14 protein-coding genes and 1 tRNA gene are annotated in these 16,162 nt (G+C 52.0%); 8 read left to right on the top strand and 7 right to left on the bottom strand.

The annotated features are described in order from the left end of the window. Positions 1 to 39: 39 nt before the first annotated feature. Complete coding sequence (locus tag HEP89_RS23235) at positions 40 to 498, bottom strand: DUF1036 domain-containing protein (RefSeq protein ID WP_077292975.1); 459 nt, start codon at positions 496 to 498, stop codon at positions 40 to 42. 145 nt (positions 499 to 643) lie between these two features. On the opposite strand from HEP89_RS23235, the gene HEP89_RS23230 reads away from it, so the two are divergent. Beyond that, positions 644 to 1,069: a biopolymer transporter ExbD gene (locus HEP89_RS23230; RefSeq protein WP_077292974.1), complete on the top strand. Its 426-nt coding sequence runs from the start codon at positions 644 to 646 to the stop codon at positions 1,067 to 1,069. Between the two features lie 129 nt (positions 1,070 to 1,198). On the opposite strand, the gene HEP89_RS23225 is transcribed toward HEP89_RS23230, so the two are convergent. Further along, positions 1,199 to 2,767, bottom strand: coding sequence for a caspase family protein (locus HEP89_RS23225; protein WP_077292973.1), 1,569 nt, complete (start codon positions 2,765 to 2,767; stop codon positions 1,199 to 1,201). A gap of 446 nt (positions 2,768 to 3,213) precedes the next feature. Here HEP89_RS23225 and HEP89_RS23220 point away from each other — a divergent pair, with 446 nt between their 5' ends. Continuing rightward, positions 3,214 to 4,098, top strand: coding sequence for a hypothetical protein (locus tag HEP89_RS23220; protein ID WP_168693168.1), 885 nt, complete (start codon positions 3,214 to 3,216; stop codon positions 4,096 to 4,098). Between the two features lie 54 nt (positions 4,099 to 4,152). Here HEP89_RS23220 and HEP89_RS23215 read toward each other — a convergent pair. Then, a tRNA-Glu gene (locus tag HEP89_RS23215) sits at positions 4,153 to 4,228 on the bottom strand. 125 nt (positions 4,229 to 4,353) lie between these two features. Continuing rightward, positions 4,354 to 4,794, bottom strand: a complete 441-nt coding sequence (locus HEP89_RS23210; protein ID WP_022999346.1) for a VOC family protein — start codon at positions 4,792 to 4,794, stop codon at positions 4,354 to 4,356. Positions 4,795 to 4,848: 54 nt separating this feature from the next. Between HEP89_RS23210 and HEP89_RS23205 the strand changes: the two genes are divergently transcribed. The 3 genes from HEP89_RS23205 (at position 4,849) to HEP89_RS23195 (ending at position 7,002) form a co-directional block, all read left to right on the top strand. Beyond that, positions 4,849 to 5,610: a Sir2 family NAD-dependent protein deacetylase gene (locus HEP89_RS23205; protein WP_077292971.1), complete on the top strand. Its 762-nt coding sequence runs from the start codon at positions 4,849 to 4,851 to the stop codon at positions 5,608 to 5,610. Between the two features lie 155 nt (positions 5,611 to 5,765). Next, entirely contained in the window at positions 5,766 to 6,347 is a 582-nt protein-coding gene (locus HEP89_RS23200) for a cold-shock protein (protein WP_022999344.1), read from the top strand. 169 nt (positions 6,348 to 6,516) lie between these two features. Next, entirely contained in the window at positions 6,517 to 7,002 is a 486-nt protein-coding gene (locus HEP89_RS23195) for a DUF192 domain-containing protein (protein WP_168693167.1), read from the top strand. Positions 7,003 to 7,038: 36 nt separating this feature from the next. Here the strand turns inward: HEP89_RS23195 and HEP89_RS23190 are convergent, their stop codons facing one another. Then, on the bottom strand, positions 7,039 to 7,566 hold the full coding sequence (locus HEP89_RS23190; protein ID WP_055654034.1) for a hypothetical protein: 528 nt from the start codon (positions 7,564 to 7,566) through the stop codon (positions 7,039 to 7,041). 506 nt (positions 7,567 to 8,072) lie between these two features. Beyond that, positions 8,073 to 8,387 (bottom strand): DUF3180 family protein, encoded by a 315-nt coding sequence (locus HEP89_RS23185; protein ID WP_168693166.1) that lies wholly within the window; start codon positions 8,385 to 8,387, stop codon positions 8,073 to 8,075. 393 nt (positions 8,388 to 8,780) lie between these two features. On the opposite strand from HEP89_RS23185, the gene HEP89_RS23180 reads away from it, so the two are divergent. The 3 genes from HEP89_RS23180 to HEP89_RS23170 are packed head-to-tail and all read left to right on the top strand — an operon-like array spanning position 8,781 to position 14,690. Continuing rightward, positions 8,781 to 9,926: a DNA cytosine methyltransferase gene (locus HEP89_RS23180; RefSeq protein ID WP_168693506.1), complete on the top strand. Its 1,146-nt coding sequence runs from the start codon at positions 8,781 to 8,783 to the stop codon at positions 9,924 to 9,926. Next, positions 9,923 to 12,910: an ATP-binding protein gene (locus tag HEP89_RS23175; protein ID WP_168693165.1), complete on the top strand. Its 2,988-nt coding sequence runs from the start codon at positions 9,923 to 9,925 to the stop codon at positions 12,908 to 12,910. Before HEP89_RS23180 ends, HEP89_RS23175 begins: the two co-directional genes overlap by 4 nt. Next, positions 12,903 to 14,690 (top strand): response regulator receiver domain, encoded by a 1,788-nt coding sequence (locus HEP89_RS23170; protein ID WP_168693164.1) that lies wholly within the window; start codon positions 12,903 to 12,905, stop codon positions 14,688 to 14,690. The genes HEP89_RS23175 and HEP89_RS23170 overlap by 8 nt, the downstream gene beginning before the upstream one ends. Positions 14,691 to 14,912: 222 nt before the next feature. Here HEP89_RS23170 and HEP89_RS23165 read toward each other — a convergent pair whose 3' ends face one another. Beyond that, entirely contained in the window at positions 14,913 to 16,037 is a 1,125-nt protein-coding gene (locus HEP89_RS23165) for a tyrosine-type recombinase/integrase (protein WP_168693163.1), read from the bottom strand. Positions 16,038 to 16,162: the final 125 nt, after the last annotated feature.

Genomic DNA, 16,162 nt, shown 5'->3' with positions numbered 1-16,162 from the left:
AATGTTGGAAAGGATTGTGAATGCCGGTCTTTGCCGTTCCTAATCGTAAGACAATAGGACCGTCCAATCCTGTTTTCCCTCGGTTTCGACCTGAAAGAAATCTGCTTCGATCAGCCCGCGTTGCCAGCACTGATCGCCATCGAAAAGAACGAATTTTTCCTCGCGAATACAAAGCGTGATATCGCCTCCAAGACGGCTTTCGCCAAACCCGTCTGCCACGTGCAAATAGTAGCGTGCTTTCTCGAGAGGTTCCTGCAGCACCTGGCTGCAGGCGTTGGCAGTGATTGTCCACCAGCCTTCAGTCCGCATGCCTTCGTCGGTTTCATAGCCGATCGCGACGTTCACGAGATCAACGGACCCGTTGCAAACACGCAGGCCCGCGTGAGCAGCAGAGGTCGACAAAATTCCAGACAGCGCCACCGCCCCGAATAACGCGATCCCGCGTAACCCGATCCGGCGTCCTTGCCTAACCTTGCCGCTGTCGCGGTCCGTTTTCATGCTCGTGTTTCCAGTTTGCCAACCTGCTAAATACGCTAAGGAATTGCGAACCCGCGGTCAATTTAGGAAAGTCGATTGAGCTGAAGTCCTATTTCGGCGAAACTCGATTTTCGAAATGACCTGAAGAGCCGGGATGGCCTGAGCCATGATCTCCATCGAAACACCGCTTGCAAGGCGAAAGCGCATTCCGCTGACACCGCTGATCGATGTGATCTTTATCCTGATCATGTTCTTTCTTTTGTCTTCCACATTTGGTGTCTGGCGGCCGATGGAAGTTGCGCTTGGTGGTGGTGCGCCGGCAGGGGGGGCAGAGGCACACTCGAACGCCAGCGTTCCCGCAGTCCTGATCGTCGTGAAGTCTGTTTCCGGTGAAGATCTGTCCGCCGTGACTGTTAATGGAAATGCACTGCCACTTGCAGGGTTGGCACAGGAACTGAACCGATTGGCAGAAGCTGGTGCCAGGGACGCTGTTCTTTTACCTGACAAGGGAACCGATTTTCAGCAGGTCGTGCGGATTTTGGACGAAGCCCGAACGTCAAAGTTGACAAGCGTTCGGCTGCATCTCGATTGACAGGAACACAAGGCGTTCCTGCAATGCAAACGAACCGTTCGTACGCAAAACCCCGTCTGTGGCTACAAAAACGGCCCGGTTTTCAAGACCGGGCCGTTCTGGTTTGACATGTGACTACAGGTCGGTTGATCAGCGACCGATTGCACCGCCGATGATGCCACCCACAACGCCACCGATGAAAGCGGCTCCAGCCGGGTTGAAGTTACCACCGTTGTTGTTGTTGTTGTTCGCACGGTGAGTGGTGGTGTTGTTGGTGCGGCGCGTGGAAGTCGCACTGCGAGAGGCGCTCGCGGCAGCCTGCTGCTTGCGGTTCACTTCAGCCTGGTAGACCGAATACTGCGTCGCCGTCTGTGCAGTCAGCAAGGCGTATTGGGCGGCGGTGAAGTAACCCGTGGCGACGATGCCGTTGGCAGCCTGCCATGCACTCACACCGGCGCGGGTCTTCGGACCGAAGGCACCATCCGGGCGGCCGACATCCTGACCAGCCAGGTTCAGACGGGTCTGAACTTCGCGGCGGGCAGTACGGTTCCAGCCGAGTGATGCTTCGGTCGCCTCATTACCCGGAACGGCCTTTTGCGGGTCCGGCAGGGTCGCCACAACGCCCGTGGTGCTGGCGGCAGGAGCCGTTGCTGCACCTGGGACGACGGTCGGATTGACCGAAGCAACCTGGCTGCCGGCTTCGAGCCGCTTGATGGAATTGCGCGCAAAGTCCGCGAAGAGGCCTGACGGGTAGGCATCCAGGTAAGCCTTGTAGTCAGCAACGGTGTTGCTGGACTTGGCAGTTTCCCAGATGAGCTTCTCACGTTCCCATGCAATTGCCGACTGGCTGGGGGAGGTCGTTGCTGCATTGTTGACAACCGGCTGCTGCGGAGCGGACGTCGCGGTGTCGCCAAGGGAGGCAACAGTGGTCGTCGCGGCCGGTGCGGCCTGCTTGTTCAGGAACACTTCGCCGATCAGAGATGCATTCACCCACGGGCGCTGCTTCTTTTCCGTCTCTTCATAGACTTCACCGGTAACGCGAGTCATGACTGTCTGGATGGAAGCGTTCGGCGTGTCGATATGTCTGATCAACGCAGAGGTGAAGGGCGAGTTCGCACCGTCGCCGTCCAGGGCAACATCTCCCGGGCTGGTCGCGAATGCAATCACGGAGCCTTCTCCGCCGGTTTCCTGAATCTTGATTTCAGCAAGACCTGCACCAATGCTGCCGGAGCGGCTCGGTCCCATGCGGCGTGCGAGGGTGCGGGCCAGCGGATTGTCGCGGCAGGCATCCAGGAACACCATCTGAACCTTCACGTCCTTGGACATCTGGCGCATGATGAAATCAACGGTAATGGTTTCGAAGTCGAGCGAGGTTTCATCCTCGATCGTGGCGTCGATAGGTACCAGGTGATTCTGACCGGCGACCTGAAGGCCGTGGCCGGCGTAGAAGAGAATGGCGATATCCGCGCCATATGCCTTTTTCGCAAAATCCATGACGGATCTGCGCATTTCGCCATAAGTCTGGTCCTGCCCGGCGACGACTTCGAAGCCGAGGGCCTTGAGTTTGGCGGCCATCTGCTCGGCGTCATTTGCCGGATTAGGAAGTTGTACTGTGTGCTCGTAAGCGCCGTTGCCGAGTACGAGGGCAACGCGCTTAGCCAGTGCCGGAGCCGTCCCTGCGAGAATTATTGCCAGCACGGCGATCATTCGTTTGAACATATCCTGTCCTCTCGTAGATCATGGTTGCCTGTCGGTTGAACCGATCTTTACACGAGGTCTTTGTCCTCTTGAGAGGAACAGGTACCCCGGATGGCACTATGTTTCTGTAATACGCGTCACAGGAACGTCAAATAGAAGAAGCTGTCCCTGCAACCAACTGAATCCGGACCGCAACGGTCCGTTGATGACCCCACTAAAATCAGTTGCAGACTATAGCCAATCCTTTTTTTAAAAACCACTTTTCAACAGACAGTTGCTGCCATTTTTCGAGTTACGTTAACACGAAAGGACGTTAGGGAAGGTGGTAGCGGATTTTTTGCCGGCCACAACTTGAAAACGGACCGGGTTTTTCGACCTGAAAAAACGCTTTGTGACTTGAATCACCGAGTTTGGGAGACTGTCTGGTAATCTGGTTTCATTGCAAATGCGCGTTTTCGCAGGCCCGGTTGAAGCCTGCACTCAGCGGAGAACACATTATGGCCGGAAGAGCAGATATTCTCAAACATATGAGAGCCAAGCATGTCGGCGTATTTCAGTCCGCAGCCCGGCTCTACAACGTTGCGATTCTGGTACGACGGACAAACACAGCATCCCTTGAGCACGTTGGCGAACCCTACGCCACGCCCAAGCGCCTGGATTGCAAGGCCAAGACTGCGGATTTCGATGTTAAGCCCGTCGGAAGCAAGTGTCCGGACGCGCAGCGCAAGAACTTTGCGGGCCTGGTAGTCGATCCAAAAATCGTTGGCGAAAAGGCCTTCAAGGCGAGCAAGATGGCAAAGGTGATCGAGGAATGGATGGAATTTCAAAAACAGTTGCGACCTGAAATGGCAACCTTCGAACAGCAACGGAAACTGACCTACATTCCGCGTGGAGGCGTTTATTTCGTCGAACGCAATCCAGAAGACCCCTATTTCGGCTGTGTGAAGTTCTCGTCCAGTTCGCTTATCACCGCGGCCAAGTGTGTACACGGAGACTTCGATCTCTACGGCATCGTCGATATGGACGCTCCTGACCAGTTGATCCGCGTCAGAGAGGATCGCCTGGGTCAGAAGCACACGCGCTCGCCAAAGTTTTTTGACGTGCAGCATTTCGTCAACAACCGGCTCGGCATTGCCATGGTCTTGCACGGATCGCAGGAAACCTATGCGACGGAGCACAAGGATGACGACCTGGACATATTCTTCCCAAGCGGACGGATAGAGTATGCCGGCCCTGCAGCCGCAGATATCGAAGCATTCTACAAAAAGGAATTTCCGGGGCGGACATTGTTCCGCAAGGACGAACCTGCCCTGGATATAAAAGGCAGTTACGTATCGCCAGGTGCACTTTGACCAGTAGCTTACGCCAATGCCAGGTGCCTGCTTCTGAACCGGAAGGGAAGAAGTTGGCACGCCCAACGGGACTCGAACCCGTGTTTCCGCCGTGAAAGGGCGGCGTCCTAGACCGCTAGACGATGGGCGCGCGGTCGACGCGGCTGCGTCGTGGGGAGGCTTATAGGCGGGATTGGAGCAGCCCGCAAGAGCCTTTGCGACAATTTTTTGCAAGCCCGGAATCCCGGGCCTGCGCCTGTTGAAAACTGTCCGGTTTTACCATTCGCCGGTATTGGGCATGGAGGCCCAGGGTTCTTTGATTTCAAGCGCTTCACCCTTTTGAAGCAGCTCGAAGGAGATGTTGTCCGGCGAACGAACGAAGGCCATGCGGCCGTCACGTGGAGGACGGTTGATGGTGACACCTTTGTTCTGCAGGTTCTCGCAGAATTCGTAGATGTTATCGACCTCATAGGCGAGATGGCCGAAGTTGCGGCCGCCGGTGTAGGTTTCCGGATCCCAATTGTAGGTCAGCTCTAGAAGCGGCGCAGCGTTTGCCTTTCCGGCTTCGACATCATCGGATCCGGCGAGGAAGATCAGGGTGAACCGGCCTTTTTCGTTTTCGTAGCGACGGACTTCCGTCATGCCCATCTTGTTGCAATAAAAATCAAGTGAGTCTTCAATGTTGGTCACGCGGACCATCGTGTGCAAATAACGCATGTCCTATCCTTTTCCTCAATCGAGGGATTTTCCAAACGGGCACCGGACCGGCCGATGAAGTGCATTGATACCTTGCCCGAAGCTCAGCGCTTTGTGGCACAGTTCAAGGAAGGTTCCTACCGGCAGATCGTTGCCCTGACCGGGGCGGGGATATCGACGGACTCCGGAATTCCGGATTTCCGTTCACCTGGCGGGATATGGTCCAAACGTCAGCCTGTTCAATACCAGGACTTTGTCGCCGATGAGGATTGCCGCCTGGAAGACTGGGAACGCCGGTTCGAAATGATGGACTATTTCGCAAGAGCGGAGCCGAATGCAGCACATCTGGCAATGACGAGCCTGGCGCAGGCCGGCAAGCTTCATTGCCTCATCACACAAAATGTCGATGGCCTGCACCAGCGAGCAGGGTTTCCGGAAGACCTGCTTGTCGAGATCCATGGCAATTCCACATTCGCAACCTGTCTTTCCTGCGGGGCGCGGGCTGAACTGGAAGCTCAGAAGCCGATTGTTGACGCCGGGCAAAGTCCGAGATGTCCAGATTGCAACGGACTGTTGAAGGCGGCGGTCATAAGTTTCGGGCAGCAGATGCCGGAAATGGAACTGGAGCGGGCAGCGGAGGCTGCTGCTGCTTGCGATCTGTTTCTGGTGTTGGGCTCGTCACTTGTCGTGCATCCAGCTGCACAACTGCCGGCCATCGCCGTTCGTGGCGGTGCAGACCTAGTGATTCTAAACGGCCAGGAAACGCCGCTCGATTCTTATGCGTCAACAGTCATTCGAACGCCTTTAGCTCAAACATTTGCGAGATTTGGCGAATAACCGGCCTGATTTCCGTAAATGGTCTGTGGTTAGTCCGACAATTTCCCTTCTCGCCAGAAAGCACAATGTTATCATTTTTGTTAGGAATCAGCTGGCTGGTGAGTCGAATTTTGCCTTCAGCTTAATGATGCGGACCAGAGACGGGACAAAAGGCTATGGGGGTTAAAACCGCACGGGAGCCCCGCGCACTCGAAACATTGACGGACGAAGTCGCCGTTGATGTTCTCGAGATTGCCGGAACGATTAAGTGGTTCGACGTCGGGAAAGGATATGGCTTCATCGTCCCGGACGACGGCGACGGTGATATCCTTTTGCACGTCACCTGCCTCAGGCGAGACGGGTACCAGACTGCTTATGAAGGCGCGCGGGTTGTTTGCGAAGTACTCGACAGGCCGCGCGGTCTTCAGGCCTTCCGCATCCTGTCGATGGACGAAAGCACAGCGACCCACCCGTCACAGCTGCCACCGTCGCGCACCCATGTTCAGGTTGTCCCCGAAAGCGGTTTCGAAAAAGCGACCGTCAAATGGTTCAACCGCGTCAAGGGTTTCGGGTTTCTGACCCAGGGTGAAGGTTCAGAAGACATCTTCATTCACATGGAGACGCTGCGACGTTTCGGCATCACTGAATTGCGTCCCGGCCAGGATGTGCTGGTGCGCTTCGGCGAAGGCCCGAAAGGCCGCATGGCCGCTGAAATCCGTCCGGTCGGGACAGGCACCCACATACCTGCCTCTCACTGACCCCGCTTTCCGTCATTCTGCACATTGACTTGGCCGGACATGTTCCGGCCTTTTTGTTTGTCGACCTTCAGGCAATCTTCTTTGGCAAACGGGAAGTGTTATTCCGGTCTTGCCCTTGACTGCCAGTCTCCCAAACCGGTTCTGCCGGGCCTTTCAGGAAGTTTTCAGAATGCGTCCTTTCTTTCTGTGCCTCTCGCTTTTTGCCGCAACACTCTGGTTTTCGCTCGCGGGTTCGCCAGGGCAGGCGCTGGCGCAGGACCCGCAGTTGAACCTGCCGGTGGAAGATCTTCTCATTCGGTCTGGAGACAAGGAACACCAGTTCAAGGCGGAGGTTGCGGCAACGGACCGGCAACGGTCGATGGGATTGATGTTCCGCAAAGAGATGCCGGCGGAACGCGGCATGCTGTTCCTCTTCGAAGGGGAGGGCGACCGTTACTTCTGGATGAAAAACACGCCCCTGCCACTCGACATCATTTTCATTGACGCAAAGGGTGCCATCGTCAGCATCGCCGACAACACCACGCCTTTTTCCGAAGACGTCATTCCCTCACTTGGTCCGGCGAAGTACGTGTTCGAAATAAACGCCGGTCTGGCGGAAAAACTCGATATCTCGGCCGGAGACAAGGTCAGCAGCCCGTCCATGGGGCTGGAATGAAACCGAATGGCACTTATTCCAGCGTGCCCGAAAATTCTAAAAACATGAATTATATGCGTTGACCGATGAGGCGGCCAGACTGGCGACCGACAGGACCAGCAGGACACCCGTTGGTGCAGACACGGCGGTGATTACCGCGGAAGCAGAAAGCTCCATCACCGCACCGATGCACTGAGCCTTCTTTTTGTCTCCGCCTGCAAAGGACACGATAATACCTGTCTTGTTGACGACTGTGGCACTGACAGCAACCATCGCGGCTCCTGGCGATAACTTGGTGACACTTGCTAGATTCGCTGTCTGCTGGAATTGGCTCAAAGCAAAAGATCCCGCGCGAACAGCATTCTTTGTCCGACGGTCGGCAGAGGAGTGTCCAACGGCCATATTGGCGACACCCGCTGCTGTATTGGCGATCGACAGCTTTTTTTGGAAGATTGACGAATCTTCTGCGACGGTGATCAGCAGGTCAAAGGTAGCTTGGTATGCTTGTGGATCCTGAAGTATTTTCTGGGACTCGGATCCACCGAAATCTTTTAATGCCTTTGTGAAGTCATCTTTGGTGATCATCTATTTCTTTTCCTGAAATCTATATCAAAAATTGTAATTTGGCTGATGTAAACGTCTTGGTATTTGATTCAATTGCTTGGATACTTTTCATGCGGGAGAATGCCGCCAGTAATCTGGTTGATCAAGCAAATATACTGAAGTTCAGTTTGCACTTTCAAAGACCGTGACGGCACGATGCCTTGGCCGGCGCGTTTACGAGGCTCGTTCGCGGTCATCGGGCGTGCCATTTTGCTTTTGTGGGCAAACTGAGAACAAAGTACGGGACATGTTTGTCAGGTTTTGCCCACAAAACTCGGATATTCTTGGTTTGTTCTAGCTTGACGATAGAGTCTGTGGCCTATAAATCCGAGCGCATCAACTGTTCGGGGTATAGCGCAGCCTGGTAGCGCATCTGGTTTGGGAGTTTTTCTGCCCAAATCCATAAGTCCCTGACAAACTTCATGAAAATTTCCTCACAGAGACATTCAATAGATCAAGTTCGGGACTATTTCGGGACTTGGTGACCGTTAGCGATTCCAAAAATCACCGATTGTCAGGGCGCATGCAAGGAGCACGGCAAGAGCAAGAGCTGTGATCCGATAAGCGGTCAAGTTCCAGCCGCGCCTTCTGAATTCCTCGCGCAGGCGCCGGCTTCTGAGATCCCATGCTTTCGAATGCCAGGCGGCGAGGGCAATTAGCACCCCCATCAAAACCGGGAAGACGAAAAGCCGGGTGAAATTCGGTTCGAGATTGCGGGTGTAAATGGCGTGAACCATTAGGCAGGTTGCAGCAAGAAAGCCGAGCAAAAACCCCATTAGATAGTGTTTGTGCCGTTTTTTCATGCGATGGGCTTTCAAAACGTTTGAGAGCGATTGGTCTGATGTTTCTTGACCTAGGCTATGTATGAGGCGTCCGTGAACCCCTATTTATCGGATTACCGCATCCAAAACGCGAACCATTCCAAGATCTCGATGAAACAAGTGATCCAGCTCTTCTCTACGCGATCCTTTGGGTAAACTGGTCCTTCACGAGCACTCCAGCCTAGGGATGCTACTTCTAATTGGATTATGTTGAATGAAATAATTGAAGAACTTTAGGCGACTGAATAGGGTTTCACGTGCTTGTTCCTAACGAGGAAGATCATTATCGTTCAGGATAGCAACGAGCAATTGTGCACCTTTCAAGGGTGAGTCGATTGTTCAGCGCGGTGAGGATAATTAAAGAGACGGGCCTTGATGAGGTTAGAGCAGTTTAACTCCGAAGATTCACTAGCCATAAAACCAACAGCTCTATCACCTAAAGTTGTGGACTTGTTTTCCGGAGCAGGTGGCTTTTCTCTAGGAGCAAAATACGCTGGTGCTCAAGTTGTTTTTGCAGTGGAATTCGACAAATTTGCCGCAGCCACCTATCGTCAAAACCTTTGTGGTGATGGTCAAACAACGCTTTACACCGACGACATTATGAAACTTGATGCAGATGCACTAGCCAAAAAGCATTTTCCGTCAGGTACAGAATGCGACCTTCTTTTAGGAGGGCCACCTTGCCAGGGGTTTTCTACGCATCGAATTAACGACGCTGGTGTGAACGATCCTCGAAATACATTGATTTATCGGTACTTCGATTTTGTTAGAGCACTACGACCTAAGGCTTTTCTGATGGAAAATGTACCTGGTTTGCTTTGGCCCAGGCACAGGGACTATCTAGAAAAATTTTACCAACTTGCCGCAGATGGCGGTTACACCGTATTTGCGCCAACAACGCTGGATGCTCGAGATTTCGGTGTGCCGCAACGAAGAAAACGAGTGTTCATTCTAGGTATGTGTAAGCAAAGAGGGGCAATAAATTCGAGTTGGCCACCTATACCAACACATTCAGAGACAAGTGGTGAATCGAGGAAAGGGTGGATCTGCTGCCAAGACGCTTTCTTACCGGCACCTTTTGGTGACCCCAATGATTTACACATGAAACACAATGAAGAACTTATCAGAGCATTCAAGAATACACCACCAAACGGTGGCTCAAGAAAGGATTCAGGCAGGACACTTCCGTGCCACAAAAAACATGATGGTCACAAGGACGTATATGGCCGCATTGACTCGCGTACACCCGCCCCAACAATGACTACCGCGTGCATCAACCCTTCTAAGGGCAGGTTTGTTCATCCAACTGAGAATCATGGAATTACAGTACGTCAGGCAGCACGTATTCAGACCTTCCCAGACAACTTTGTATTTGATGGAGGCTTGATTGCAGCCGGTAAACAGATTGGCAATGCGGTTCCAGTGAGAATGGCAGAAGCACTGATAAATCATTTACTTACGATGATTGTCCCTGCAGGCTCTTCTGCAGAATTGCTGTCAAATAAGGCGCGCAAACTATGAACCGTTCCGGATTCAAGACAAGAGCTAGGACGGTCGACCATTTGGGTCGAGAGCAAGTTGCCGACTGTCCAACGGCAATTTCAGAATTATGGAAGAATGCGTTCGATGCATATGCGACGGACGTTGCTTTAGACCTTTTCGACGAAAAGTCTCCAGTGGCGGTGGTGTCGGATAACGGCCATGGAATGAGCTTAGCGGAATTTCAAGATCGATGGCTGGTTATTGGAACAGAGTCAAAGGCTACGGCTGACAAAGTTCCAAAGGCCGACCGAAATGGGTTGCAAGAAAGAGTAAAGCAAGGTCAGAAAGGCATTGGGAGACTTTCTTGCGCCAACCTTGGGCCGATACTCCTACTCGTTTCTAAACGATCAAATCAAGATTTCGTCGTCTCGCTGGTTGACTGGCGGTTGTTCGAAAATCCCTACCTAAATCTAACTGACATTTTCTTTCCTGTAGTCGAAGTTTCCGATCTCAATGATGTCTTTAGGCGTCTTCCGAACATGATTGAAGAGCTGGTTCAGAATATTGAGCCTGACATTGTCGAAATTGAGAAGGAAGAAGACCCAGAACAACTTGAAAATGCGCTTAGAATTGCAAAAGCTTGGGAGGATTTCGACAATCTACCTGAACGAGCAGGGGGGGTGACTTCGAAGTCGATAGTCAAGAGCGTCCGGGAATTAAATTTCTCACTTAGGCACCTTTCAGGATGGGCAATCGCACAAGAAGCTTCAGATTGCGGCACAGCTCTTTTGGTTTCTGGTATCAACTACGACTTACGATCGCAGCTTCTATCCCCGCCGTTTAAGCAGTCGGTTGCTCGGACACGAAAGAATTTCAGAGAAACTCTGGCTAGCTTTCTTGATCCTTACGTTGATCCAGAAGACCCAGAACTGCCTGACTATTTTGCAGATTTTTCCTACCAGGTTCGCACTTGGAAGGACGAGATATCGAAGACGATTGTTGGACGTGATATCGGCATCTCTCGCCGCGACGTTCTAAAGCTAGAGCACTGTATCGTAGGCAACGTTGACGCTGAAGGCGTGTTCCGTGGACAGATAAAGGCTTGGGGAAAATGGCTTCCGGAACAAGTAAAAATTCTCCCGGCATCTGACGTTCAAATCCCAACTCGAGTGGATACGAGGCTAGGTAGCTTTGAGTTGTTCATTTCCGCGATGGAGTTCGACTATATGAAGTCGACCCACGACAAGGCGGAACATGACAGATTCAGAGACTTAGCCGAACTCTACGCTGGCTTCATGATATTCAGGGATGGTTTGCGCGTGCTGCCATATGGCCGAAGTGGTGACGATTTCTTTGAGATTGATGACCGTCGATCGAGGCACGCCGGTCGTGAATTCTGGAACCACCGACGGATGTTTGGTCGCATTGGAATTAGTCGTTTTGGCAATCCAAATCTGAAAGACAAAGCCGGGCGCGAAGGCGTTATCGACAACCGCGCAGCAAAAGCTCTTAAGGATGTTGTGGTAAACCTTCTTATGCAGTCAGCTCGCAAGTATTTCGGCACTGACGCACCAATCAGAAAAGAGTTGCTACCGGACGTACAGGCAAACAAGAAGCAGGCACGCGATGCTGAAAATCGGCAGAAACTGAGGGCGCAAAACAACAGGACTTTTGCGCGAAATCTCAATGAAGGACTTGAGATCTTACCTAATTTATTAGGCTGGCTTGAGGAAGCTGGACAAGATTTGACCATCACAAGCGACGCTGATGTTGCAGAGAAGCAGGAACTGATCTCTTCATTCCGGGATCAACTCCCACCAGCAACAATCCCGGGTGCGCCTCGGTCGATGTCTCCTCGCCAGAAAGAGAATTATTCTTTGTATCGTTCACAGGCGGCACGCGCTCGAGAACTTTATGCAAGTGTTTCCAAAGCTGTCGATGAAGAGGTTGAGAAGTTCCGGCCTTCCGATCCACTGTCGGTATTGGAAAGTCAGGTGGAAAAATCTCGAAACCGAATTTCAGCACGTGTCACGCACTGGCAGAAGCTTGTACGTTCACTGCAAACTGAAGAATTCAAGCGGATCACCGACCTCTCAGATCAGAGAAAGGCTTTGTTTAGGGATGAAGCCGAGGCGGTGCTGCAATTATTCAACGCTGAACGAGAGACCTTTTCTTCTGCATCGGCAAAGCTAACCAAGATAGATCGCGAAATTTCTGAACAGAATGAAGACATTTTTGAACCTTACGTTCGTGCTCTTGAAGGCCTTAAAGAAAGCATTGATCTCGAACATCTTGCCACACGTGGGATGGAGGAACTTGCGGACGCAAGAGTTGAACTTGATCGTCTGAACAGCTTGGCTCAGCTAGGCATAGCGGTTGAGATCACGGGGCATGATTTGCAAGACTATGACGATATTATAGCGTCAGGTCTTAGGGCTCTTCCGTCTGAGCTATCAGAGACAAAAGCTGTGAGAGATATCACGCTTGGCTATGAAGGATTGACCGATCAGCTTCGTTTTCTTTCACCGCTGAGACTGTCTGGTATCAAGATCGAGCGATGGATTACAGGCAGTGAGATACGCGATTACATCCAAGACTTTTTCGCACCGAGCTTAAAGAAGAACCAGATCGAGCTTAAAGCCTCTGAGGCCTTTCTTGGCTTCAGAGTATTTGATCAACCATCGAGATTACTCCCGGTGTTCATCAACTTGGTGAACAACAGTATCTACTGGGTAGGTACCAGCAACAATGAAGAACGAATAATTTTGTTTGACGTCAAGTCTGAAAAGGTCGTTGTGGCAGATAGCGGCCCAGGCGTTTCGGCTGAAGACGTTGAAAACCTTTTCAAGCTTTTCTTCACCAGGAAAATTCAAGGCGGCAGAGGCGTTGGGCTGTACCTTGCTAAAGCCAATTTGGTCTCTGGCGGGCATTCACTTTCTTATGCTCGGGATGCTGGCAGCCAACTGCTTACAGGAGCGAATTTCATTATTGAGTTGAACGGAGCTGAGTTCACAAATGTCTGAGGCATTCGAGACCTTCATTGAAGCTGCATTTATAGAGCCCATTCGATCAGTTGTGATTGTTGATGACGATTATCCGACGATCGAAGAAGTGTTGAACTCTGTATCCAGGCCCGAAGGTGAGGGGCTATCCCAGCCCGAAGGCGAGCCGGTCCAAGCTGAACGCCAAAAGGACTGGCGTAAGAATCCTCAACAAGTGATGAAAGTTGTCAGTGAATTTCGATCAAAAGAGAAGAAGTACATCCTTGACATTCATGACGCCCAAAACCTTACGGACGACGACGAAGTGGAGGGCGCGGCACACCTTCATCAAACAGATCTTTTAGTGTTGGACTACCAACTGGATCCAGAAAACACAGAAGATCACACTCGTTCTCTTCGGATTGCACGGAAGCTCTTCGCTAGTGATCATTTTAACCTGATCATTGTGAACACAAATAAAGATCTAGACGAGGTTTTTGAGACGTTTCTGATCGGATTACTCGAGAAAAATTGTTTGCCAGCACTGCCCCCCAAAGCGGCGAAGAATGTTGAGGAGGCATATGAGAATGTTGATATCCCGGACAGTTTTTCAGATGGCCTTGAGAAGGCTGTTGGATTTCGACAATTTTCTTCGGTGGTTCAAGACAGCAAGAACATTTGCCGCGTCATGTCTGGTCGCTCGGAGTTTGCTAACCTTAAGAAGCTCTTTGAAGACATAAAGTTACCAAAGAAGTATTGGCTCAGCATGGCAATGTCTGCGGTCCTTGCATATCAGGATAAAATTGCTGATCAACTGAGCGACCGAGGCTGCGGAGTTTCAAGTTTTCGCGATGCAGGTGAAGTAAAGTGGATCCGTTCAGATCGTGGCTTTATCACGTTTTCGGACAAGAAAGCGAACAAGCCGCTACTAGAGGCTCTTCGAGCTGCGTTGTCTGATTGGAAGCCAAGGCCATCACGACTTCTATTGGCCAAGATGTCAGCCGATCTTGAAAATCAAGGGGTCGAAATGCAAGATCGGGCCCTTGCTGACAATCATTCCTCAGCTCTTTGGTTCAAAGAACTGTTGCTTTCTAGCGAAGTAGAGCGCAAATCGACTATAGACAGAACGGTTAGGCGGCACATTGAGGCCATGATGGCTGAAGTGCTCCCAGGAGTTCGGGCCTTTGCAGAGACGCTAGTCAAATCTCAAAGGCGAGAAAATGAATCAGATAACATTTCAATAGTGATGGACCACTACCAAGTTGATCTCAATAATGCGGAGCAACTTCAGAAGGCTCGGTTGATGCACAATGCTTTAGTCTGCAGCGAAGACGTTGGTGGTTGGCACATACAGACGGGCCATATCTTTGACGCAGCAGGGGAAACTTGGATTTGTGTCTCGCCCTTGTGTGATACAGTACCAGCTCAGATTTCCGCCAGAAACATCAAGTTACACGGTGACAGGCTTAGATTTAACGCAATAAAGCTTCACGCTAGGAAGCCAAATAAACTCCCAGACAACGTTCAGAGTAATCAGTTTTTGTTCTTAAGTTCTGACGAGGGCGTATCGGTGTTCTCAATTGTCTCGAGTCCGGATGCAATGCCGGAGACAGAGGTGTTTTATGCCGACAATAGGGGCATATTTAACGATGGTTTCAAATTTACGATTACCCGTTCTGAAGCCAACGAACTTTCAAACGAATTTGGAATGGTCAGTCATCCCACTGAGGTTCGTTACCAGCTTCGGTACGAATACGCGCAGAACCTGGTTCAACGATTAGGAGGTGCCGTCACCAGAATTGGATTGAACTTCGTTGGCTAGTGCAGTTTCGGACACAGTATTTCAAAACTGTTTTGTTGAAACATCGTGTTTAAAGGTTCACGCAAGCAGCGATCTCTAGTTCTGTCTCGGATATGCCAACTTAAACGCATCTGGTGTAGCTCGGATGCTACCGATTGAAATTGGCAAACCAAGAAGCTTCTTCATACCACCATAACTCAAAGCCCAGAATCTCGAGTGAAGTTTCTGGGCTGCGAAAAGCTACTACCGCTCAGCTTGACTCCGGGTTTTCGGCTTCTTGGCCTCTAAAACCTCCAATCCCTCCCGGACATCCTCATCAAGCACATGCGCGTAACGAACCGTCGATGATATATCCGCATGCTTCAGCGCATTCTTCACCAGGGCAAGGTCCCGTGTTGCACGCAGTAGCTTGGACGCGAAGTCGTGGCGTAGGTCGTGGATGCGGAAGTCGGTGATGCTGGCGGCTTTTAAGGCTGAGGACATGGTGCGGCGAAAGCCGGTGTAAGTGATCGGTTGGCGTTTGCCTCGGTTCGGGTGTCGCTGCATTTCGTAGCTCCAGACGGCTTTGCCTGGGGCCTTCTTTGCTTCCTGGACGATAACGGACATCTGTTCTTTGGTGACTGGTACCCATACCCAGCCTTCGCCCTTGATCCAGATCTGGATTCGGCAGCGCGGTTCGTCCAGGCGGTCCTTTGACATGCCGACGGCGGCATTGACGCGGAGACCACGGGACAAAAGGAACCAGACGAATGGGCCGTAGTCTGGGCGCATTACCCCCCAGAACCGGTCGGCTTCGTCGCCTACGAATTCCCGTACGCGTTCTTTTGGTTCCTTGAGCCGCATGCTCGACCAATCGAAGGTGTCGAGATCGATCCGCACGTGCCAGACGCGTTTCGCGCGCTTCAGCACCTTGCGCATGATTTCGATGATCTGGCGGTTGACGGTTGCCGGAGCGACGAGGGTCTTGTTCTTCTTGCCCTTGGTTTCGCCGGCGCGTTTGCGGACGGCGATCGCGATGTCGTCGGTTGTGAGGGAGGTCAGGTGTCGGTCGCTGCCGATCAGGCGGCAGCAGTGTTTGATGGCGATCAGCTCGTCGACCTCGGAGGACTTACCCTTGATGACTTCCTCATGATAGCGCAGGCACGCCTGGCCGAGGGTCATGTGGTCGTTCGGGCCTTCGTCCTTTACGCGCCGTTTTTCCTTTTCTTCGAATTTTTGCGCGCGGCCTTTTGTCGTTTCTCCAGTTGAGCCATGAAATCGACGACGTGTCCCGTTGATCGTGAGGACGAAATCGAAGTGGTAGTACGGCGAAGTGTAGACCCATTCGCCGCTTTCTGGGTCGCGTTTGCGCTTCCTGAAGACTGACATGTCGAGCTTCCTGTCATGGCCGCGGCGATGTCTTCTTTTGCATATGCTCGCCGCGCACCCCGTATGCGATAGAAAACTTGGCCATCATCACCCCAGCGTGTCAACGTCTTCGAATGCACCCCGAG

It is taken from the genome of Labrenzia sp. 5N (genome assembly GCF_012395805.1).
GTDB classification, from domain to species: Bacteria; Pseudomonadota; Alphaproteobacteria; order Rhizobiales; family Stappiaceae; genus Roseibium; species Roseibium algicola.
The sequence above is the reverse complement of the archived record's forward strand: the minus strand, read 5'-3'. Positions and strand labels throughout refer to the sequence as shown.